Source organism: Streptomyces sp. NPDC007901 (assembly GCF_042959465.1).
Classification (GTDB): Bacteria; Actinomycetota; Actinomycetes; order Streptomycetales; family Streptomycetaceae; genus Streptomyces.
The window spans coordinates 40,921-57,188 of sequence record NZ_JBIBKW010000009.1 but is presented as its reverse complement, the minus strand read 5'-3'; the positions used below and the strand labels follow the sequence as shown (position 1 = coordinate 57,188).

Annotated in this window: 13 protein-coding genes; 5 read left to right on the top strand and 8 right to left on the bottom strand. The window is 69.7% G+C overall.

Annotated elements, in window-relative coordinates; all coding sequences use genetic code 11:
• Position 1 precedes the first annotated feature (1 nt).
• Positions 2-1,930, bottom strand: coding sequence for a molybdopterin-dependent oxidoreductase (locus ACFZDK_RS27900; protein WP_390976627.1), 1,929 nt, complete (start codon positions 1,928-1,930; stop codon positions 2-4).
• Positions 1,927-2,898, bottom strand: coding sequence for a 2-dehydropantoate 2-reductase (locus ACFZDK_RS27895; protein ID WP_390976624.1), 972 nt, complete (start codon positions 2,896-2,898; stop codon positions 1,927-1,929). Before ACFZDK_RS27895 ends, ACFZDK_RS27900 begins: the two co-directional genes overlap by 4 nt.
• Positions 2,899-3,125: 227 nt before the next feature.
• Between ACFZDK_RS27895 and ACFZDK_RS27890 the strand changes: the two genes are divergently transcribed.
• The 4 genes from ACFZDK_RS27890 (at position 3,126) to ACFZDK_RS27875 (ending at position 6,475) form a co-directional block, all read left to right on the top strand.
• Positions 3,126-4,460, top strand: a complete 1,335-nt coding sequence (locus ACFZDK_RS27890; protein ID WP_390976622.1) for an MFS transporter — start codon at positions 3,126-3,128, stop codon at positions 4,458-4,460.
• Positions 4,429-4,563 carry a hypothetical protein gene (locus ACFZDK_RS27885; protein ID WP_355717584.1) on the top strand — a complete coding sequence of 45 codons (135 nt, stop codon included), beginning with the start codon at positions 4,429-4,431 and terminating at the stop codon, positions 4,561-4,563. Before ACFZDK_RS27890 ends, ACFZDK_RS27885 begins: the two co-directional genes overlap by 32 nt.
• Positions 4,564-4,710: 147 nt before the next feature.
• On the top strand, positions 4,711-5,658 hold the full coding sequence (locus ACFZDK_RS27880) for a beta-ketoacyl-ACP synthase 3 (protein WP_390976619.1): 948 nt from the start codon (positions 4,711-4,713) through the stop codon (positions 5,656-5,658).
• Between the two features lie 139 nt (positions 5,659-5,797).
• Complete coding sequence (locus ACFZDK_RS27875) at positions 5,798-6,475, top strand: FCD domain-containing protein (protein WP_390976617.1); 678 nt, start codon at positions 5,798-5,800, stop codon at positions 6,473-6,475.
• A gap of 7 nt (positions 6,476-6,482) precedes the next feature.
• On the opposite strand, the gene ACFZDK_RS27870 is transcribed toward ACFZDK_RS27875, so the two are convergent.
• The 6 genes from ACFZDK_RS27870 to ACFZDK_RS27845 all read right to left on the bottom strand — a co-directional run bounded on the left by ACFZDK_RS27870 (position 6,483) and on the right by ACFZDK_RS27845 (position 14,990).
• The gene (locus tag ACFZDK_RS27870; RefSeq protein WP_390976615.1) at positions 6,483-6,866 is read right to left on the bottom strand and encodes a VOC family protein; all 384 of its coding nucleotides are present in this window, start codon (positions 6,864-6,866) and stop codon (positions 6,483-6,485) included.
• A gap of 127 nt (positions 6,867-6,993) precedes the next feature.
• Positions 6,994-8,397 (bottom strand): MFS transporter, encoded by a 1,404-nt coding sequence (locus tag ACFZDK_RS27865; RefSeq protein WP_390976613.1) that lies wholly within the window; start codon positions 8,395-8,397, stop codon positions 6,994-6,996.
• Between the two features lies 1 nt (position 8,398).
• Complete coding sequence (locus ACFZDK_RS27860; protein ID WP_390976611.1) at positions 8,399-9,787, bottom strand: MFS transporter; 1,389 nt, start codon at positions 9,785-9,787, stop codon at positions 8,399-8,401.
• 126 nt (positions 9,788-9,913) lie between these two features.
• Entirely contained in the window at positions 9,914-12,058 is a 2,145-nt protein-coding gene (locus ACFZDK_RS27855; RefSeq protein WP_390976609.1) for an acetate--CoA ligase family protein, read from the bottom strand.
• 4 nt (positions 12,059-12,062) lie between these two features.
• Entirely contained in the window at positions 12,063-13,295 is a 1,233-nt protein-coding gene (gene frc / locus ACFZDK_RS27850; RefSeq protein WP_390976607.1) for a formyl-CoA transferase, read from the bottom strand.
• Positions 13,296-13,307: 12 nt separating this feature from the next.
• Positions 13,308-14,990: a thiamine pyrophosphate-binding protein gene (locus ACFZDK_RS27845; protein ID WP_390976605.1), complete on the bottom strand. Its 1,683-nt coding sequence runs from the start codon at positions 14,988-14,990 to the stop codon at positions 13,308-13,310.
• A gap of 144 nt (positions 14,991-15,134) precedes the next feature.
• On the opposite strand from ACFZDK_RS27845, the gene sucC reads away from it, so the two are divergent.
• Positions 15,135-16,265: an ADP-forming succinate--CoA ligase subunit beta gene (gene sucC, locus ACFZDK_RS27840; RefSeq protein ID WP_390976603.1), complete on the top strand. Its 1,131-nt coding sequence runs from the start codon at positions 15,135-15,137 to the stop codon at positions 16,263-16,265.
• Positions 16,266-16,268: the final 3 nt, after the last annotated feature.

The following is a 16,268-nucleotide window of genomic DNA, read 5'->3' as shown; positions in this document are numbered from 1 at the left end:
GTCACCTCACGATGGTCGCGACCGGGAGCTTGTCGATACGGATCGCCGACGCCTTGAACTCCGCCGTCCCCGCGATCGGGCAGTTCGCCTCGATCGTCAGCTGGTTGGTGTCCACCTCGTCGGGAAAGTGCATGGTCATGAAGGCGAGACCGGGACGCAGCGCCGTGTCGATCCAGACCGGCGCCACCACCGCGCCCCGCCGCGAGGACACCTGGACCTCCTCGCCGACGACCACCCCGTACCGCTCGGCGTCCTCCGGGCACAGCTCGACGTACTCGCCGCGGCGCAGCGGGGAGGCGTAACCGCCGCTCTGCACACCGGTGTTGTAGGAGTCGAGGCGGCGCCCGGTGGTGAGCCGGATGGGGTAGTCCTCGTCGGTGAGGTCGACCGGCGGATCGTGCTGGACCAGCCCGAAGGGCGCCGGCATCCCGCGCTTGGCCGGGTCCTTCTCCCACAACCTGCCGTGCAGATAGGTCGGTTCGAGCCGGTCGGTGCTGGGGCAGGGCCACTGGATGCCCTGGTGCTCGACGAGCCGGTCGTACGTCATCCCGTAGTGGTCCGGGGAGACCGACCGCAACTCGTTCCAGACAGCCTCCGCGTCGGCGTACTTCCAGTCGTGGCCGAGCCGGGCCGCGAGCTCGCAGAGGATGTCGATGTCCTCGCGGGCCTCGCCGGGCGGGGTGACGGCCCGGCGCACCCGCTGCACCCGCCGCTCGCTGTTGGTGGTGGTGCCCTCGGACTCCGCCCAGCCCGCGGTGGCCGGGAGCACCACGTCCGCCAGCTCGGCCGTCTTCGTCAGGAAGATGTCCTGCACGACGAGGAAGTCCAGGGCCCGCAGCCGTCGTACGGCCTGCTCGCTGTCGGCCTCCGACTGGGCCGGGTTCTCGCCGATGCAGTAGACCGCCTTGAGCGAGCCCTCCTCCATCGCCTCGAACATCTCGGTGAGGTTCAGTCCGTAGTGCGGCTGGATCACCGTGTTCCAGGCCGACTCGAACTTCAGCCGGGTGCCGGGGTCGAGGATGTCCTGGAAGCCGGGCAGGCGGTTGGGGATGGCGCCCATGTCGCCGCCGCCCTGCACGTTGTTCTGGCCGCGCAGCGGCTGCAGCCCGGCGCCCCAGCGACCTACCTGGCCGGTGAGCAGGGAGAGGTTGATCAGGGCGCGGACGTTGTCGGTGCCGTTGTGGTGCTCGGTGATGCCGAGGGTCCAGCACAGCTGGGCGCGCTCGGCACGGGCGTAGGCGTGCGCCAACTCCCTTATCGCGCGCGCCGGTACGCCCGTCACCTTCTCCGCGAGCGAGAGCGTCCAGGGCTCGACGAGCGCCTGGTACTCCTCGAAGCCGGTCGTCGCCCGCTCGATGAACGCCTCGTTGGCGAGCCCCGCGTGGATGATCTCCCGGCCGATCGCGTGCGCCATCGGGATGTCCGTGCCGACGTTCAGCCCGAGCCAGCCCTCCGCCCACTCGGCGGTGGAGGTGCGGCGCGGGTCGACGGCGTACAGCCGGGCGCCGTTGCGGATCCCCTTCAGCACGTGCTGGAAGAAGATCGGGTGCGCGAAGCGGGCGTTGGAGCCCCACATCACGATGACGTCGGTGTGCTCGATCTCCTCGTACGAGGAGGTGCCGCCGCCGGAACCGAAGGCGGCGCTCAGGCCCGCCACGCTCGGGGCGTGACATGTCCGGTTGCAGGAGTCGACGTTGTTGGTGCCCATCACCACCCGGGCGAACTTCTGGGCCACGTAGTTCATCTCGTTGGTGGCGCGGGCGCAGGAGAACATCCCGAACGCGTCGCGGTTGCGGTCCAGGCCGCGGGCCGCCCGGTCCAGGGCCTCCTCCCAGCTCGCCTGCCGGAAGGGCTCGGCACGCGAGTCCCGGACCAGGGGGTGGGTCAGCCGGGTGTAGGTCTTCGGTGCACGCTTCCTGGTGCTGTTCATGCGGCGCTCCTCAGCGCGAGCAGGTCCGAGATGGCGTGCACGGTGCGCAGGGTGGGCACCTGGACGCCGGTGATCTCCGCCAGTTCGACGACGGCCGCGAGCAGGACGTCGAGTTCCAGCGGCTTGCCGCGATCCAGGTCCTGGAGCGTGGAGGTGCGGTGGTCGCCGACCTTCTCGGCGCCCGCGAGCCGGCGTTCTATGGAGATCCCGACCTCGCAGCCGAGCGCCTCGGCGACGTCCAGCGTCTCGCGCATCATGATCTCGATGACCCGGCGGGTGCCGCCGTGCAGGCACATCTGCCGCATGGTGGCCCGGGCCAGGGCGCTGATCGGGTTGAAGGAGATGTTGCCGAGCAGCTTGAGCCAGATGTCGTTGCGCAGGTCCGGCTCCACCGGGCACTTCAGCCCGCCGGTCCGCATCGCCTCGCTCAGCCGCAGACAGCGCTTGGACACGCTGCGGTCGGGCTCGCCGATGGAGAACCTGGTGCCCTCCAAGTGCCGTACCACCCCCGGGGCTTCGAGCTCGGTGGCCGCGTAGACCACACAGCCGACGGCGCGTTCGGGGGCGAGGACGGCGCTGACGCTCCCGCCCGGGTCGACGCTCTCCACGCGGTGGCCGTCGTGGGGGCCGCCGTGCCGGTGGAAGTACCACCAGGGGATGCCGTTCTGGGCGGCGACCACCACCGTGCGCTCGGACAGCAGCGGCTCGATCAGCGGCCCGCACGCCGCGTACGAGTTGGCCTTCAGGCCCAGGAAGACATAGTCGACCGGGCCGACCTCGGCCGGGTCGTCGGTGGCGTGGGCGTGCGCGGTGAAGTCGCCGCGCGGGCTCAGCACCCGTACTCCGTACTGCCTCATGGCCGCCAGATGGGGTCCACGGGCGATGAGATGCACATCGGCGCCCGCGCGGTGGAGCGCGGCACCGACGTAGGCGCCGATCGCACCGGCGCCGAGGACTGCGACTTTCACGGAACGCTCCGTTCGGTTTGAGGGATACCGCGGAGGTGGCCTCTCGTGGGCCGGATCCTGTGGGTCTTGGGCCGAAAACATGTCGACGAAATATTGTCTACAGTATGGAGTCGGAGCCGACAAGGGTTCGGACAGCGACCGTTCGGCGCATTCTGGATACCGCTCACCGCATACGATCGAGTCGTCGGGTTCTCAACCACCTGACGTGGCCGTACCGTTCGGGACTCATGAGCAGCCCCCCTGTAGCGCCGCCGGGCTGGAGCCGTTGGCTCGTCCCGCCCGCCGCCCTCTCCGTCCATCTCTCCATCGGCCAGGCCTACGCCTGGAGTGTGTTCAAGCCGTCGCTCGAATCCGCGCTGAACCTGAGCGGCACCCAGAGCGCGCTGCCCTTCCAGCTCGCGATCGTGATGCTCGGTCTGTCGGCCGCGTTCGGCGGCACCCTCGTCGAGCGCAACGGACCGCGCTGGGCCATGACGGTGGCCCTGATCTGCTTCTCCACCGGCTTCCTGATCTCCGCCCTCGGTGCCGAGACCAAGCAGTACTGGCTGATCGTCCTGGGCTACGGCTTCGTCGGCGGCATCGGCCTCGGCATCGGCTACATCTCGCCGGTCTCCACCCTGATCAAGTGGTTCCCGGACCGTCCCGGCATGGCCACCGGCATCGCCATCATGGGCTTCGGCGGCGGCGCGCTGATCGCCTCGCCCTGGTCCGCGCAGATGCTCTCGTCCTTCGGCAGTGACAACGATGGCATCGCGCTCGCCTTCCTGGTGCACGGGCTGTCGTACGCCGTCTTCATGACCCTCGGCGTGCTGCTGATCCGGGTGCCGCGCACCGAGAAGCCGGTCGAGGACGCGCCGAGCGCCTTCGAGGGCGTGCAGGTCTCCGCGAACAGCGCGATCCGCACCCCGCAGTTCTGGTGCCTGTGGGTCGTGCTCTGCATGAACGTGACCGCGGGCATCGGCATCCTGGAGAAGGCCGCCCCGATGATCACGGACTTCTTCGCCGACAGCTCCACCCCGGTCACGGTGTCCGCGGCGGCCGGGTTCGTGGCGCTGCTGTCCGCCGCCAACATGGCGGGCCGGATCGGCTGGTCCTCCACCTCCGACCTGATCGGCCGCAAGAACATCTACCGGGTGTACCTGGGCGTGGGCGCCCTGATGTACCTGCTCATCGCGGTCTTCGGCGACTCCTCCAAGCCGCTGTTCATCCTCTGCGCGCTGGTGATCCTCTCCTTCTACGGCGGCGGTTTCGCCACCGTCCCCGCCTATCTGAAGGACCTCTTCGGCACCTACCAGGTCGGCGCCATCCACGGCCGGCTGCTCACCGCCTGGTCGCTGGCCGGTGTGCTCGGCCCGCTGATCGTCAACTGGATCGCCGACCACCAGAAGGACGCCGGCAAGCACGGCTCCGACCTGTACACCCTGTCCTTCTCCATCATGATCGGCCTGCTGGTCGTCGGCTTCATAGCCAACGAACTCGTCCGGCCGGTCGACGCCCGCCACCACATCCCCGCCCCGAGGGAGGCCGCCGATGTCGAACGAGAGCAGCCCGCCCAGTCCTGACCGCCGCTGGCTGATCGCGCTCGCCTGGGTCTGGGTGGGCGCGCCCTTCGCCTACGGGGTGTACGAACTCGTACAGAAAGCGACACAGCTGTTCAACGGGTGAAGCGGGAGCATGCTCGGGCGTCCGAGGGTCTGCAAGAAGCCGACAACTCGGGCGCCCGTTTCCTGTGGCCTTACGTGCCGTCGTACCCGTGAGTCACTGAACAGACTGGTGGGCCCAGACCTAGGCAACGAGGGGGCTCCACCACCCATGAACGGCTCGCGCATCGCCGCCGTCGGCCACTACCAGCCCGCGAAGGTACTCACCAACGAGGACCTGGCGGGCATGGTCGACACCAGTGACGAGTGGATCCGCAGCCGGGTGGGCATCCGCACCCGGCACATCGCCGGACCCGACGAACCCGTCGACGAACTCGCCGCGCACGCCGCCGCCAAGGCCCTCGCCGCGGCCGGTCTCACCCCCGCGGACATCGACCTGGTCCTGGTCGCCACCTCCACCGCGATCGACCGCTCCCCGAACACCGCCGCCCGCGTCGCCGCCCGGCTCGGCATCCCGGGTCCCGCCGCGATAGACGTCAACGTGGTCTGCGCCGGCTTCACCCACGCGCTCGCCACCGCCGACCACACGGTCCGGGCGGGCGCCGCCACCCGGGCCCTGGTCATCGGCGCCGACAAGATGTCCGAGGTCACGGACTGGACCGACCGCACGACCTGCGTCCTGGTCGGCGACGGCGCGGGCGCGGCCGTGGTCGAGGCCTGCGGACCGGGCGAGGAGCCCGGGATCGGACCGGTCCTGTGGGGTTCGGTCCCCGAGATGAGCCACGCCGTACGGATCGAGGGCACCCCGCCCCGGTTCGCGCAGGAGGGGCAGAGCGTCTACCGCTGGGCCACCACCCAGCTGCCGCCCATCGCGCGGCGCGCCTGCGAGAAGGCGGGCGTGGACCCCGTCGACCTCGCGGCGGTCGTCCTGCACCAGGCCAACCTGCGGATCATCGAGCCGCTCGCGGCCAAGATCGGCGCGGTCAACGCCGTCGTCGCGCGGGACGTCACCGAATCCGGCAACACCTCGGCCGCCAGCATCCCGCTCGCGCTCTCCAAGCTCGTCGAGCAGGGACGCGTCTCCGGCGGCGACCCGGTGCTGCTGTTCGGCTTCGGCGGCAACCTGTCGTACGCCGGACAGGTCGTGCGCTGTCCCTGAGGTCTCCGCAGGGGCGCACGCGGCGATGTGACGCGCCCAACTCCCGCCCCGCCTGGCCTTTGTGCACCGTAGACTGTAGACGAAAGACAATCGATACTGGGATGGACTCTCTGCGCGTCTGACGAGGAGGGGGAGACCGATGTTGTCTGCCGGACTGCCGCAGGGCGCGGTGCCGAAGCTGGAACGCCCCGGCCCGCTCCGCGACCGCGTGTACGAGGCACTGCTGGAGCTCATCACCACCCGTGCCCTCCAACCCGGCCAGCACCTCGTCGAGAGCGAACTCGCCGGGCACCTCGGGGTCTCCCGACAGCCGGTCCGCGAGGCGCTGCAGCGCCTGAACACCGAGGGCTGGGTGGACCTCCGGCCCGCCCAGGGCGCCTTCGTCCACGAGCCGACGGAGGAGGAGGCCGACCAGCTCCTCACCGTCCGCACCCTGCTGGAGGCGGAGGCGGCCCGGCTCGCGGCGGCCAACGCGAACAGCGCCGGAGTGGCCGCCCTGGAATCCCTCTGCGCCGAGGGCGAGAAGGCCGTCGCCGCAGACGACGTGGACGGCGCCGTCGCCCTGAACGCCGCCTTCCACACCAAGATCATGACCCTCGCCGGCAACACGGTCCTGGCCGAACTCGCCGCCCAGGTCGACCGCCGCGTCCGCTGGTACTACACCCCCGTCGCCCGCCAACGCGGCCGCCAGTCCTGGATCGAACACCGCGAACTCATCGCCGCGATCACCGCCCGGGACGAGCAGCTGGCGACCACCCTGATGCGCGAACACACCGAGCACACCCGGCGGTCGTACCACGAGCGGGCGACGTCCTGACGTACCGCTACCCGTCGTCGCGGCACAGGCAGAAGGGGTGTCCGGCAGGGTCGAACAGTACGCGCACATGGTCCTGCGGCTGCTCCGGCGCCAGGGAGGCGCCCAGGGCGACGGCCTCGGCGACCGCCTCGTCCAGGTCGGCCACCTGGAAGTCGAGGTGCATCATCGTGCGCTGCGCGCCGTCCGCCGGCGGCCAGACGGGCGGACGGTATCCGGCGGCCTCCTGGAAGACGAGGTAGACGGACCCCTGGGGCGGGGCCACGACGGCCGTCCCCTGCTCCTCGTGCACGACCGGCCACTCCAGCAGTTCCGCGTAGAAGCGGGCCAGGAGCCCCGGGTCCGGTGCCTCCAGGGCCGTTCCCCACCACATACCGCTCGTCCGGGATCGCATGCCTGACCCTATCCCGGCGGGCCGCGGCCGGGCCGGGACCGGACAGGCCGACGAGCCCTGGGGCAGCGGTGCCCCCAGAGCCCGTCGGACGCCGGACACGGACGGTACGAGACGACCCCGGGGGCCGTCAGGTCGCCGCCTGCGGTTGTGCCGTCACCACCTTCGCGCCGGTGCCCGTCTCGCGGCCCGGCTGGCGGAGGAGGAGGGCGACGCCCGCTGCCAGCATCGAGATCCCGCCCGCCAGGGCGTACGCGCCGTTGTAGCCCCAGGCGCCGACGACCATGGAGCCGAGGCCGCCGCCGAAGAGGCCGCTGATGAGTTTGCCGCTGTAGACGAGGCCGTAGTTGGTGGCGTTGTAGTTCTCGCCGAAGTAGTCCGGGGTGAGGGCGGCGAAGAGCGGGTAGAAGGCGCCGCCGCCGAAGCCGGAGAGGAAGGCGAAGAAGAGGAACAGCCACTCGCTCTTGACGTCACCGGCCCAGATGACGCCGAACTGGGCCAGGCCCAGGACGACGATCACGAAGACCAGGGTCGGCTTGCGGCCGAAGCGGTCGGAGAGCCAGCCGACGACACCGCGGCCCACACCGTTGATGACCGCCATCACGCCCATGGAGGAGGCCGCGACCAGGGGGCCGAAGCCGACGTCCTTCGCGAAGTCCACCTGGAAGGAGATGCCGAAGATCGAGACGCCGGCCGTCATGACGATCGCGATCCACATCAGCGGGAGCACGCCGGTGCGGATCGCCTCCTTCGGGGTGAACTGCCGTACCGCGGGAGGGTTCTTGGCGAGGGCCGTCGCGGTCCTGGTGCCACCCGAGTGGGTGAGCGGGTCGATGTCGGCCGGCCACCAGTTCTTCGGCGGGTCCTTGAAGAAGAACGCGGTGACGAGGACCACGACCATCACGTAGGCGCCGATGAGGTCCAGGACCCGGTGGTAGTTCGCCGTGTCGAAGGCGTAGTTGAAGATGAAGATGAAGGGGAGCGAGCCGTAGGCGAAGCCGCCGTTCACGAAACCCGTGCGGGCGCCCCGGCGTTCGGGGAACCACTTGCCCACCATGTTGATGCAGGTCGCGTAGACGAGGCCGGAGCCGAGGCCGCCGATCACACCGAAACCTATGATGGCCAGCCAGATCTCGCTGATGTGAGAGAGGGCCAGGAAGCCGATCAGGCACATCACGGAGCCGGTGTACATCGCCCGGCGGGCCGTGAGGATGCCCTTCTCGCGCAGCCAGCCCGCCGGGAAGGCGATGCCGGCCTGGAAGAACACCCAGACGCTCAGGATCCAGAAGGTGTTGGACTGCGTCCAGCCGTGCGCATGGGACAGCGTGTCCTCCGCGGAGCCGTACGCGTACTCGAAGACGCTGATGGCCATCATGGCGATCCAGGGCAGGTACACCATGATGTTGCGGGAGTGGCCGAGGATGTCCCGGTCGGTCTCGCCGATCCGGTAGACGCGGCCGCGGGCGTCCGTGACCTCGCGGTACGGGCGCCGTTCGGCACCGGTGCTGTTCGTGGCTACAGGGTCTGCCGTCATGTCAAGCCATCTCCTCGCCGAGCGGCTGCGGGTTGGGGACGATGCGCCGGGCGCTGGGCCTGCCCGGTGCCTTGAGGAAGAGGGCCAGCACTGCGGAGGCCAGGCCGACGGAGCCCGCGAGCACGAACGCGCCGTCGTAGTCCCACTCGCCGACGACGACCGCGCCCAGACCCGAGCCCACCAGGCCGGAGATCAGCTTGGAGCTGTAGACCATCCCGTAGTTGGTGGCGTTGTTGTTCTCACCGAAGTAGTCCGCCGTCATGGCCGCGAAGAGCGGGAAGATCGCCCCGCCGCCGAAGCCGGAGACCATGGAGCAGAACAGGAAGAACGGCATGCTGCCCATCTGGCCGGAGACCAGCACACCGAACTGTGCCGTGCCGAGCACGATGCAGACGATGATCAGGGTGTTGCGGCGGCCGTAGCGGTCGGAGATCCAGCCGATGACACCGCGCCCGGTTCCGTTGACGATCGCCTTCAACGACATCGCGGTGGCGACGATCCCGCCCGCGAAGCCCATGTCCTTGCCGAACGGCACCTGGAAGGCGATGCCGAAGATGTTGATCCCGGCCGTGCAGAGCAGACAGAACCACATCATCCACAGGACCGGTGTACGGGCGGCCTCCCTCGGGGTGTACTGCTTGATCGCCGGCGGGTTCTTCTCCAACGCCCGCCGTATCTTCGGGTCCTGAGTGACCGTCAGCGGGTCGACGTGCGGCGGCCACCAGTTCTTCGGCGGGTCCTTGAAGAACCAGCCGGCCGATGCCACCACCAGGCACAGCCCGATGCCGACCGCGGAGAGCACCACCTTGTAGTTGCTCAGGTCGAGGACCGAGGTGAAGAGGAAGACGAAGGGCACGGACCCGTAGGCGAAACCGCCGTTCACGAAGCCCGTCTTGCCGCCCTTGCGCTCCGGGTACCACTTGCCGACCATGTTCACGCAGGTCGCGTAGACGAGACCGGCGCCGATACCGCTGCACATGCCGAAGCCGAAGTAGGCGACGACCACGTTCGGTGCGAACGCGAGCGACACATAGCCCAGCAGTGTGCCGACCGCGCCGATCAGCATGGCCGTACCGGCGGGGAGCCGTCCGCTCTCCCGCAGCTGCCCGGCCGGGAAGGCCACGGCCGCCTGGAAGAAGACCCAGACGCCCATCAGCCAGAAGATGTGCCCGCTGCTCCACAGATGCGCCTCGTGGAGCGTGTCCTCCGCCGACGTGAACGCGTACTCGGCGGAGCTGATGCCCATCATGCCCACCCAGGGCAGGATGACCATCCACTTGCGTGTGCGGCCCATGAGATCGACATCGCGTTCGCCGATGCGGTACGTGCGGCCGTTGCGGTCCGTCACCTCCCTGAAAGGGACGGACGTCGATAGATCGATGGATGACATGTCTGCTCAGCACCCCTTGCGTCGAAAGTTCTGGCCAGCGCCCCCTGTCCAATGCCTTTCGTGCGCGCACGGGTCCCGGGGCCGGCCGGGGACGCGCTCCGCCGGCCGGCCCCTTCCTCGGCTACGTCATGACGCGCCCCCCAGCAGTCCGGCCGCCCGCGCCCAGCGGTACTTGGCGCCGAGCACGGCCACCGGCCGTTCGGTCGTGTACGGGTACGCCGCGACCCCCCGCTCGTACAGGTACTGGCAGGCCTCCTCGACCTCGACGTCCCCCGCGAGCGAGGCGACGACCGGCTTCTCGATGCCCCGCTCCCGGAACTCCGCGACCACGCGGGCCGTCAGTTCGGCGAAGACCATCGGCGGGGTGACGATGGTGTGCCAGTAGCCGAGGACGAGCGCGTGGATCCGCGGGTCCTCCAGGCCCAGCCGGATCGTCGCCTCGTACGTCGACGGCGGCTCGCCGCCCGTGATGTCCACCGGGTTGCCGGCGGCGCCGAAGGGCGGGATGAAGCGCCGGAACGCCTCGTCCAGGTCCGGCGGTATCTCCATCAGGGTCAGCCCGTTGTCGGTGATCGCGTCGGAGAGGAGAACGCCACTGCCGCCGGCGCCGGTGATGATCACGACGTTGTCGCCCTGCGGGGGCGGCAGCACCGGCAGGCCGCGCGCGTACTCCAGCATGTCGTTCAGGCCGGGCGCGCGGATCACGCCCGCCTGCCGCAGGATGTCGTCGTACACCGCGTCGTCGCCCGCGAGGGCGCCGGTGTGCGAGCCGGCCGCCTTGGCACCGGCCGCCGTACGGCCCGCCTTGAGGACCACGACCGGCTTCTTCGGTACGGTCGCCCGCGCGGCCTCCACGAAGGCGCGGCCGTCCTTCAGGTCCTCCAGGTGCATCGCGATGCACTCGGTGTGCGGGTCCTCGCCGAACCAGGTCAGCAGGTCGTCCTCGTCCAGGTCCGACTTGTTGCCGAGCCCGACGATCGCCGACACGCCCGTCTTGGTGGTGCGGGCGAAGCCGAGGATCGCCATGCCGATGCCGCCCGACTGGGACGTCAGGGCGACCCCGCCCTTCACGTCGTACGGCGTGCAGAACGTGGCGCACAGGTCCTGCCAGGTGGAGTAGTAGCCGTAGATGTTCGGGCCGAGGAGGCGGATGCCGTACCGCTCGCCGATGGCGACGATCTCGGCCTGGAGCTCCTCCTCGCCGGTCTCCGCGAAACCGGACGGGATCAGGACGGCGTTGGGGATCCTCTTCCGGCCCACCTCCTCCAGCGCCGCCGCCACGAACTTGGCGGGAATGGCGAAGACGGCCACATCCACCTCACCGGGAACGTCCGTGACACTCTTGTACGCCTTGCGGCCCAGAATGTCATCGGCCTTGGGGTTCACCGGATGGATCTCCCCGGCGAAGCCGCCGTCCACGAGGTTGCGCATCACCGAGTTGCCGATCTTGCCCTGCTCGTTGGAGGCGCCGATCACGGCGACCGAGCGGGGCTGCATCAGCCGGCGCATGGACTCCAGGATCTCGTCGCGCGTGTACTTCCTGCGCTCCGGCGGCTGCTTCTCCGCGAGGATGATCCGGATGTCGGCGGCGATGGCGCCCTCCGGGGTGGCGATCACCGGGTTGAGGTCCACCTCGGCGATCTCCGGGAAGTCCGCGACCAGTTGGGAGACCCGGCGGATCTGCTCGGCGACCGCCCAGCGGTCCACCCCGGCCTGTCCGCGCACCCCGCGCAGCACCTCGGCCGCCTTGATGGAGTCCAGCATCGACAGCGCCTCGTCGGCGGAGACGGGCGCGAGCCGGAAGGTCACGTCCTTCAGCACCTCGACCAGCACCCCGCCGAGGCCGAAGGCGACGACCTTCCCGAAGGTGGGGTCGGTGACCGCGCCGACGATCACCTCCGTGCCCTTCGGCAGCAACTCCTGTACCTGGACGCCCTCGATACGGGCCTCGGCGTCGTAGCCGCGCGCGTTCTCGATGATCCGGTGGAAGGCCGCGCGCACGTCTGCCGCGCCCTCCACCCCGACGATCACCCCGCCCGCGTCGGTCTTGTGCAGGATGTCCGGCGAGACGATCTTCATCACCACCGGTCCGCCGAAGCGCGCCGCGTACGCCACCGCCTCGTCGACGTCCGTCGCGAGTTCCTCGCCCGGTACGGCGATCCCGTACGCGTCGGCGATCACCTTGCCCTCGGGCGCGGTGAGTGCGGTACGACCCTCGGCCCGCACGGAGTCGAGGAGCGCGCGGACCCGCAGCTCCCGGTCCTCTGCCATCACGTCAGATCACTCCGTTCGACTTGAGCAGGCGCAACTCCTCGTCGCCGAGACCGAGTTCGCCGATGTAGACCGCTTCGTTGTGCTCGCCGAGCAACGGCGAACTGGTGACGTCGACCGGGGAGTCGGAGAGCTTGAGCGGGCTGCCGACGGTGACGAACTCGCCGCGCTCGGGGTGCGGGACGGTCACCACCATCTCGTTGGCGACCAGCGACTCGTCCTCGATGATCTCCTTGGTGGAGAGGATCGGCCCGCACGGGATGTTGTGGGCGTTGAGCTGCTCCAGCACCTCCCACTTGGGGAGCGTGGAGGACCACTCCTCGATCAGCTGGAACATCTTGCCGAGCTTGGGGAGGCGGGACTCCGGGGTCGCCCACTCGGGGTCGTCCGCCAGTTCGGGCCGGCCGATCAGCTGGGTGATCGGCTGCCAGCCGACGGGCTGCACGATCACGTACACGTAGTCGTTCGGGCCGCCCGGCGCGCACTGGACCGCCCAGCCGGGCTGGCCGCCGCCGGAGGCGTTGCCGGAACGCGGCACCTCGTCGCCGAAGTCCTCGTTGGGGTACTCGGCGAGCCGGCCGTGCGCGAGCCGCTGCTGGTCGCGCAGCTTCACGCGGCAGAGGTTGAGCACGGCGTGCTGCATGGCGACGTTGACGCGCTGGCCGCGTCCGGTGTGCTCGCGCTGGAAGAGTGCCGCCAGTATTCCGGCTACTGTATGCACTCCGGTGCCCGAGTCGCCGATCTGTGCGCCCGTGGCCAGCGGCGGGCCGTCCTCGAAGCCGGTGGTGGCCATCGACCCGCCCATCGCCTGGGCGACGACCTCGTACGCCTTGAAGTTGGTGTACGGGCCGTCCCCGAAACCCTTGATGGAGGCGTACACGATCCGGGGGTTGATCTCCTTGATGCGGTCCCAGGTGAACCCCATCCGGTCGACCGCGCCCGGCCCGAAGTTCTCCACCATCACGTCCGAGCGGCGGATCAGCTCGGTCAGGATCTCCTTGCCGCGCTCGGTCTTGGTGTTGAGGGTGATGCTCCGCTTGTTGCAGTTGAGCATCGTGAAGTAGAGGGAGTCGACGTCCGGGAGATCGCGCAGCTGCCCCCGCGTGATGTCACCGGACGGCGCCTCCAGCTTGACCACGTCCGCGCCGAGCCAGGCGAGCAGCTGGGTGGCGGAGGGGCCGGACTGGACGTGTGTCATGTCGAGGACGCGAATGCCCTCAAGTGCCTTGGTGGTCATGGGCGTTCCACCTCACTTGTACATGGTCTGGTTCATGGTTCCGGGGGCGTACGCGTCCGGGTCGACCCAGACGTTGATCAGCGACGGCTTGCCCGACTCCCGGGCCCGGCGCAGCGCGGGGCCGATGTCGGCGGGGTCGCGGACCTCCTCGCCGTAACCGCCCAGCATCTGGGCGAACTTGTCGTAGTGGACGTCGCCGAGGGTGTTGCCGACCCGCTCGCGCTCCTTGCCGTACTTGGCGGCCTGGCCGTAACGGATCTGGTTCATCGAGGAGTTGTTGCCGACGATCCCGACGAAGGGGAGGTCGTAGCGGACCAGGGTCTCGAAGTCCCAGCCGGTGAGCGAGAAGGCGCCGTCGCCGAAGAGGGCGACCACCTCCTTGTCGGGGCGGGCCTGCTTGGCGGCGAGCACGAAGGGGACGCCGACGCCGAGGGTGCCGAGGGGCCCTGGATCCATCCAGTGCCCTGGCGACTTGGGCTGCACGACCTGCCCGGAGAAGGTGACGATGTCGCCGCCGTCGCCGATGTAGATCGAGTCCTCGGTGAGGAAGTCGTTGATCTCGCTGACCAGGCGGTACGGGTGGATGGGGGAGGCGTCCGACCGCAGGCTCGGCAGCCGCTTCTCCAGCGCGGTCTGTTCGGCGGCGCGCAGTTCGTCCAGCCACTCCTTGCGTCGGGAGGCCCCGCCGTTCACCCGGCCCGATGCGGCCTCGGTCACGGACTTCAGGACCAGGCCCGCGTCCCCGACGATCCCGAGGTCGATGTCGCGGTTCTTGCCGACCGTGCGGTAGTCGAGGTCGATCTGCACGACCGTCGCTTCCGGGGAGAGCCGCTTGCCGTAGCCCATGCGGAAGTCGAAGGGGGTGCCGACGATCACGATGACGTCGGCGTTGGAGAAGGCGTACCGGCGGGAGAGCTGGAAGTGGTGCGGGTCGCCGGGTGGCAGGGTGCCGCGGCCGGCGCCGTTCATGTACGCCGGGATGTTGAGGGTCCGCACCAGCTCGATGGCGTCCGCGGTGCCGCGGGTCGTCCAGACCTGGCTGCCGAGCAGGATGGCCGGCTTCTCGGCGTGCACGAGCAGGTCGGCGAGCTTCTCGATCGCCTCGGGGTCGCCGGCCGAGCGGGTGGAGGCCCGGTAGGCGCCCGCCTTGGGTATGCGGGCCTTCGCGGCCGGGACCTTGGCGTCGAGGACGTCGCGGGGTATCTCCAGGAAGGAGGGGCCGGGCGCGCCGTGGTAGCACTCGCGGAACGCCATGGAGACCATGTCGGCGGCGCGCGCGGTGTCCGGGACGGCGGCGGCGAACTTGGTGATCGGCGTCATCATGTCGACGTGCGGCAGGTCCTGCAGGGACCCCATCTTGTGCTGGCTGAGCGCCCCTTGGCCGCCGATCAGCAGCATCGGGGACTCCGCGCGGAAGGCGTTGGCGACTCCGGTGACCGCGTCGGTCGTACCCGGCCCCGCGGTGACGACCGCACAGCCCGGCTTGCCGGTGATGCGCGCGTAACCGTCGGCGGCGTGGGCGGCCACCTGCTCATGGCGGACGTCGACGACTTCTATGCCCTCGTCGACGCAGCCGTCGTAGATGTCGATGATGTGGCCGCCGCACAGGGTGTAGATGCGGTCGACCCCCTCGGCCTTCAGCGCCTTGGCAACGAGATGACCACCGGAAATCACGTCCTGGGTGTCGTCGGGCATGGCGAAGTCCTGTCCCTTCGTAGGGGGTTGGAACGCTCTCGCGGTACATTGCATACAGTCGACGAATACTGTATGAACCTTGTTATCCCGCATCCAGTGGGTGGTGTCCAGGGGGCGTGCGGCACTTTTAAGACAGGAGCCGAAATGGACCTGTACGAACACCAGGCAAGGGAACTCTTCGAGGAACACGGCATCGTGGTGCCGAGGGCCGAGGTCACCGACTCGCCCAAGGAAGCCCGGGAGATCGCCCGCCGACTCGGCGGCAAGGTCGTCGTGAAGGCGCAGGTCAAGACCGGTGGCCGGGGCAAGGCGGGCGGGGTGAAGCTCGCCGCCGACCCGGCCGCGGCGGAACTGACGGCCCGGCAGATCCTGGGCATGGACATCAAGGGACACACGGTCGGCAAGGTGATGCTGGCCCAACCCGTCGACATCGAGAGCGAGTTCTACGTCTCCTACGTCCTCGACCGGGCGTCCGGCGGCTTCCTCGCCATCGCCTCCGCCGAGGGCGGCATGGAGATCGAGGAGGTGGCCGCGACCCGGCCGGAGGCGGTGGCCCGGGTCCCCGTCGACCCCGCGGTCGGCGTCACCTCCGCCAAGGCCCAGGAGATCGCCGCGGCCGCCGGACTGCCGGCGCAGACCGTCGACGTCCTGGTCCGGCTCTGGCAGGTGCTGGTCCGCGAGGACGCGGTGCTCGTCGAGGTGAACCCGCTCGTCCGCACCGAAGAGGGCCGGATCCTGGCCCTCGACGGCAAGGTCACCCTCGACGACAACGCCCGCTTCCGGCAGGCCCGCTGGGGCGCCGACGAGGCCGAGCACCACGACCCGCTGGAGGCGACGGCCGCCGCGAAGGGCCTCAACTACGTCAAGCTGGACGGCCAGGTCGGCATCATCGGCAACGGCGCCGGCCTGGTGATGTCGACCCTGGACGTGGTCGCCGGCTGCGGCGCGCGGCCCGCCAACTTCCTGGACATCGGCGGCGGGGCGTCCGCCCAGATCATGGCCGACGGCCTGTCGGTGATCCTCTCCGACCCCTCGGTGAAGTCCGTCTTCGTCAACGTCTTCGGCGGGATCACGGCCTGCGACGCGGTCGCCGACGGCATCGTCCAGGCCCTGGAGGCCGTCCGGTTGACCAAGCCGCTGGTGGTCCGCCTCGACGGCAACAACGCGGCCCGCGGCCGGGCGATCCTCGACGCACGTGCGCACCCCCTGGTCGAACAGGGCACCACCATGGACGGCGCCGCCCGCCGCGCCGCCGAACTCGCACACACCGCCTGAGGA

What these genes read in the sequence shown, in the direction of transcription:
- ACFZDK_RS27875 (WP_390976617.1), top strand. Translation starts at nt 5,798, where the DNA reads ATGTTGTCTGCCGGACTGCCGCAGGGCGCGGTGCCGAAGCTGGAACGC.
- frc (WP_390976607.1), bottom strand. Translation starts at nt 13,295, where the DNA reads ATGACCACCAAGGCACTTGAGGGCATTCGCGTCCTCGACATGACACAC.
- ACFZDK_RS27880 (WP_390976619.1), top strand. Translation starts at nt 4,711, where the DNA reads ATGAACGGCTCGCGCATCGCCGCCGTCGGCCACTACCAGCCCGCGAAG.
- ACFZDK_RS27890 (WP_390976622.1), top strand. Translation starts at nt 3,126, where the DNA reads ATGAGCAGCCCCCCTGTAGCGCCGCCGGGCTGGAGCCGTTGGCTCGTC.
- ACFZDK_RS27900 (WP_390976627.1), bottom strand. Translation starts at nt 1,930, where the DNA reads ATGAACAGCACCAGGAAGCGTGCACCGAAGACCTACACCCGGCTGACC.
- ACFZDK_RS27845 (WP_390976605.1), bottom strand. Translation starts at nt 14,990, where the DNA reads ATGCCCGACGACACCCAGGACGTGATTTCCGGTGGTCATCTCGTTGCC.
- ACFZDK_RS27860 (WP_390976611.1), bottom strand. Translation starts at nt 9,787, where the DNA reads ATGTCATCCATCGATCTATCGACGTCCGTCCCTTTCAGGGAGGTGACG.
- ACFZDK_RS27855 (WP_390976609.1), bottom strand. Translation starts at nt 12,058, where the DNA reads ATGGCAGAGGACCGGGAGCTGCGGGTCCGCGCGCTCCTCGACTCCGTG.
- sucC (WP_390976603.1), top strand. Translation starts at nt 15,135, where the DNA reads ATGGACCTGTACGAACACCAGGCAAGGGAACTCTTCGAGGAACACGGC.
- ACFZDK_RS27885 (WP_355717584.1), top strand. Translation starts at nt 4,429, where the DNA reads ATGTCGAACGAGAGCAGCCCGCCCAGTCCTGACCGCCGCTGGCTGATC.
- ACFZDK_RS27870 (WP_390976615.1), bottom strand. Translation starts at nt 6,866, where the DNA reads ATGCGATCCCGGACGAGCGGTATGTGGTGGGGAACGGCCCTGGAGGCA.
- ACFZDK_RS27865 (WP_390976613.1), bottom strand. Translation starts at nt 8,397, where the DNA reads ATGACGGCAGACCCTGTAGCCACGAACAGCACCGGTGCCGAACGGCGC.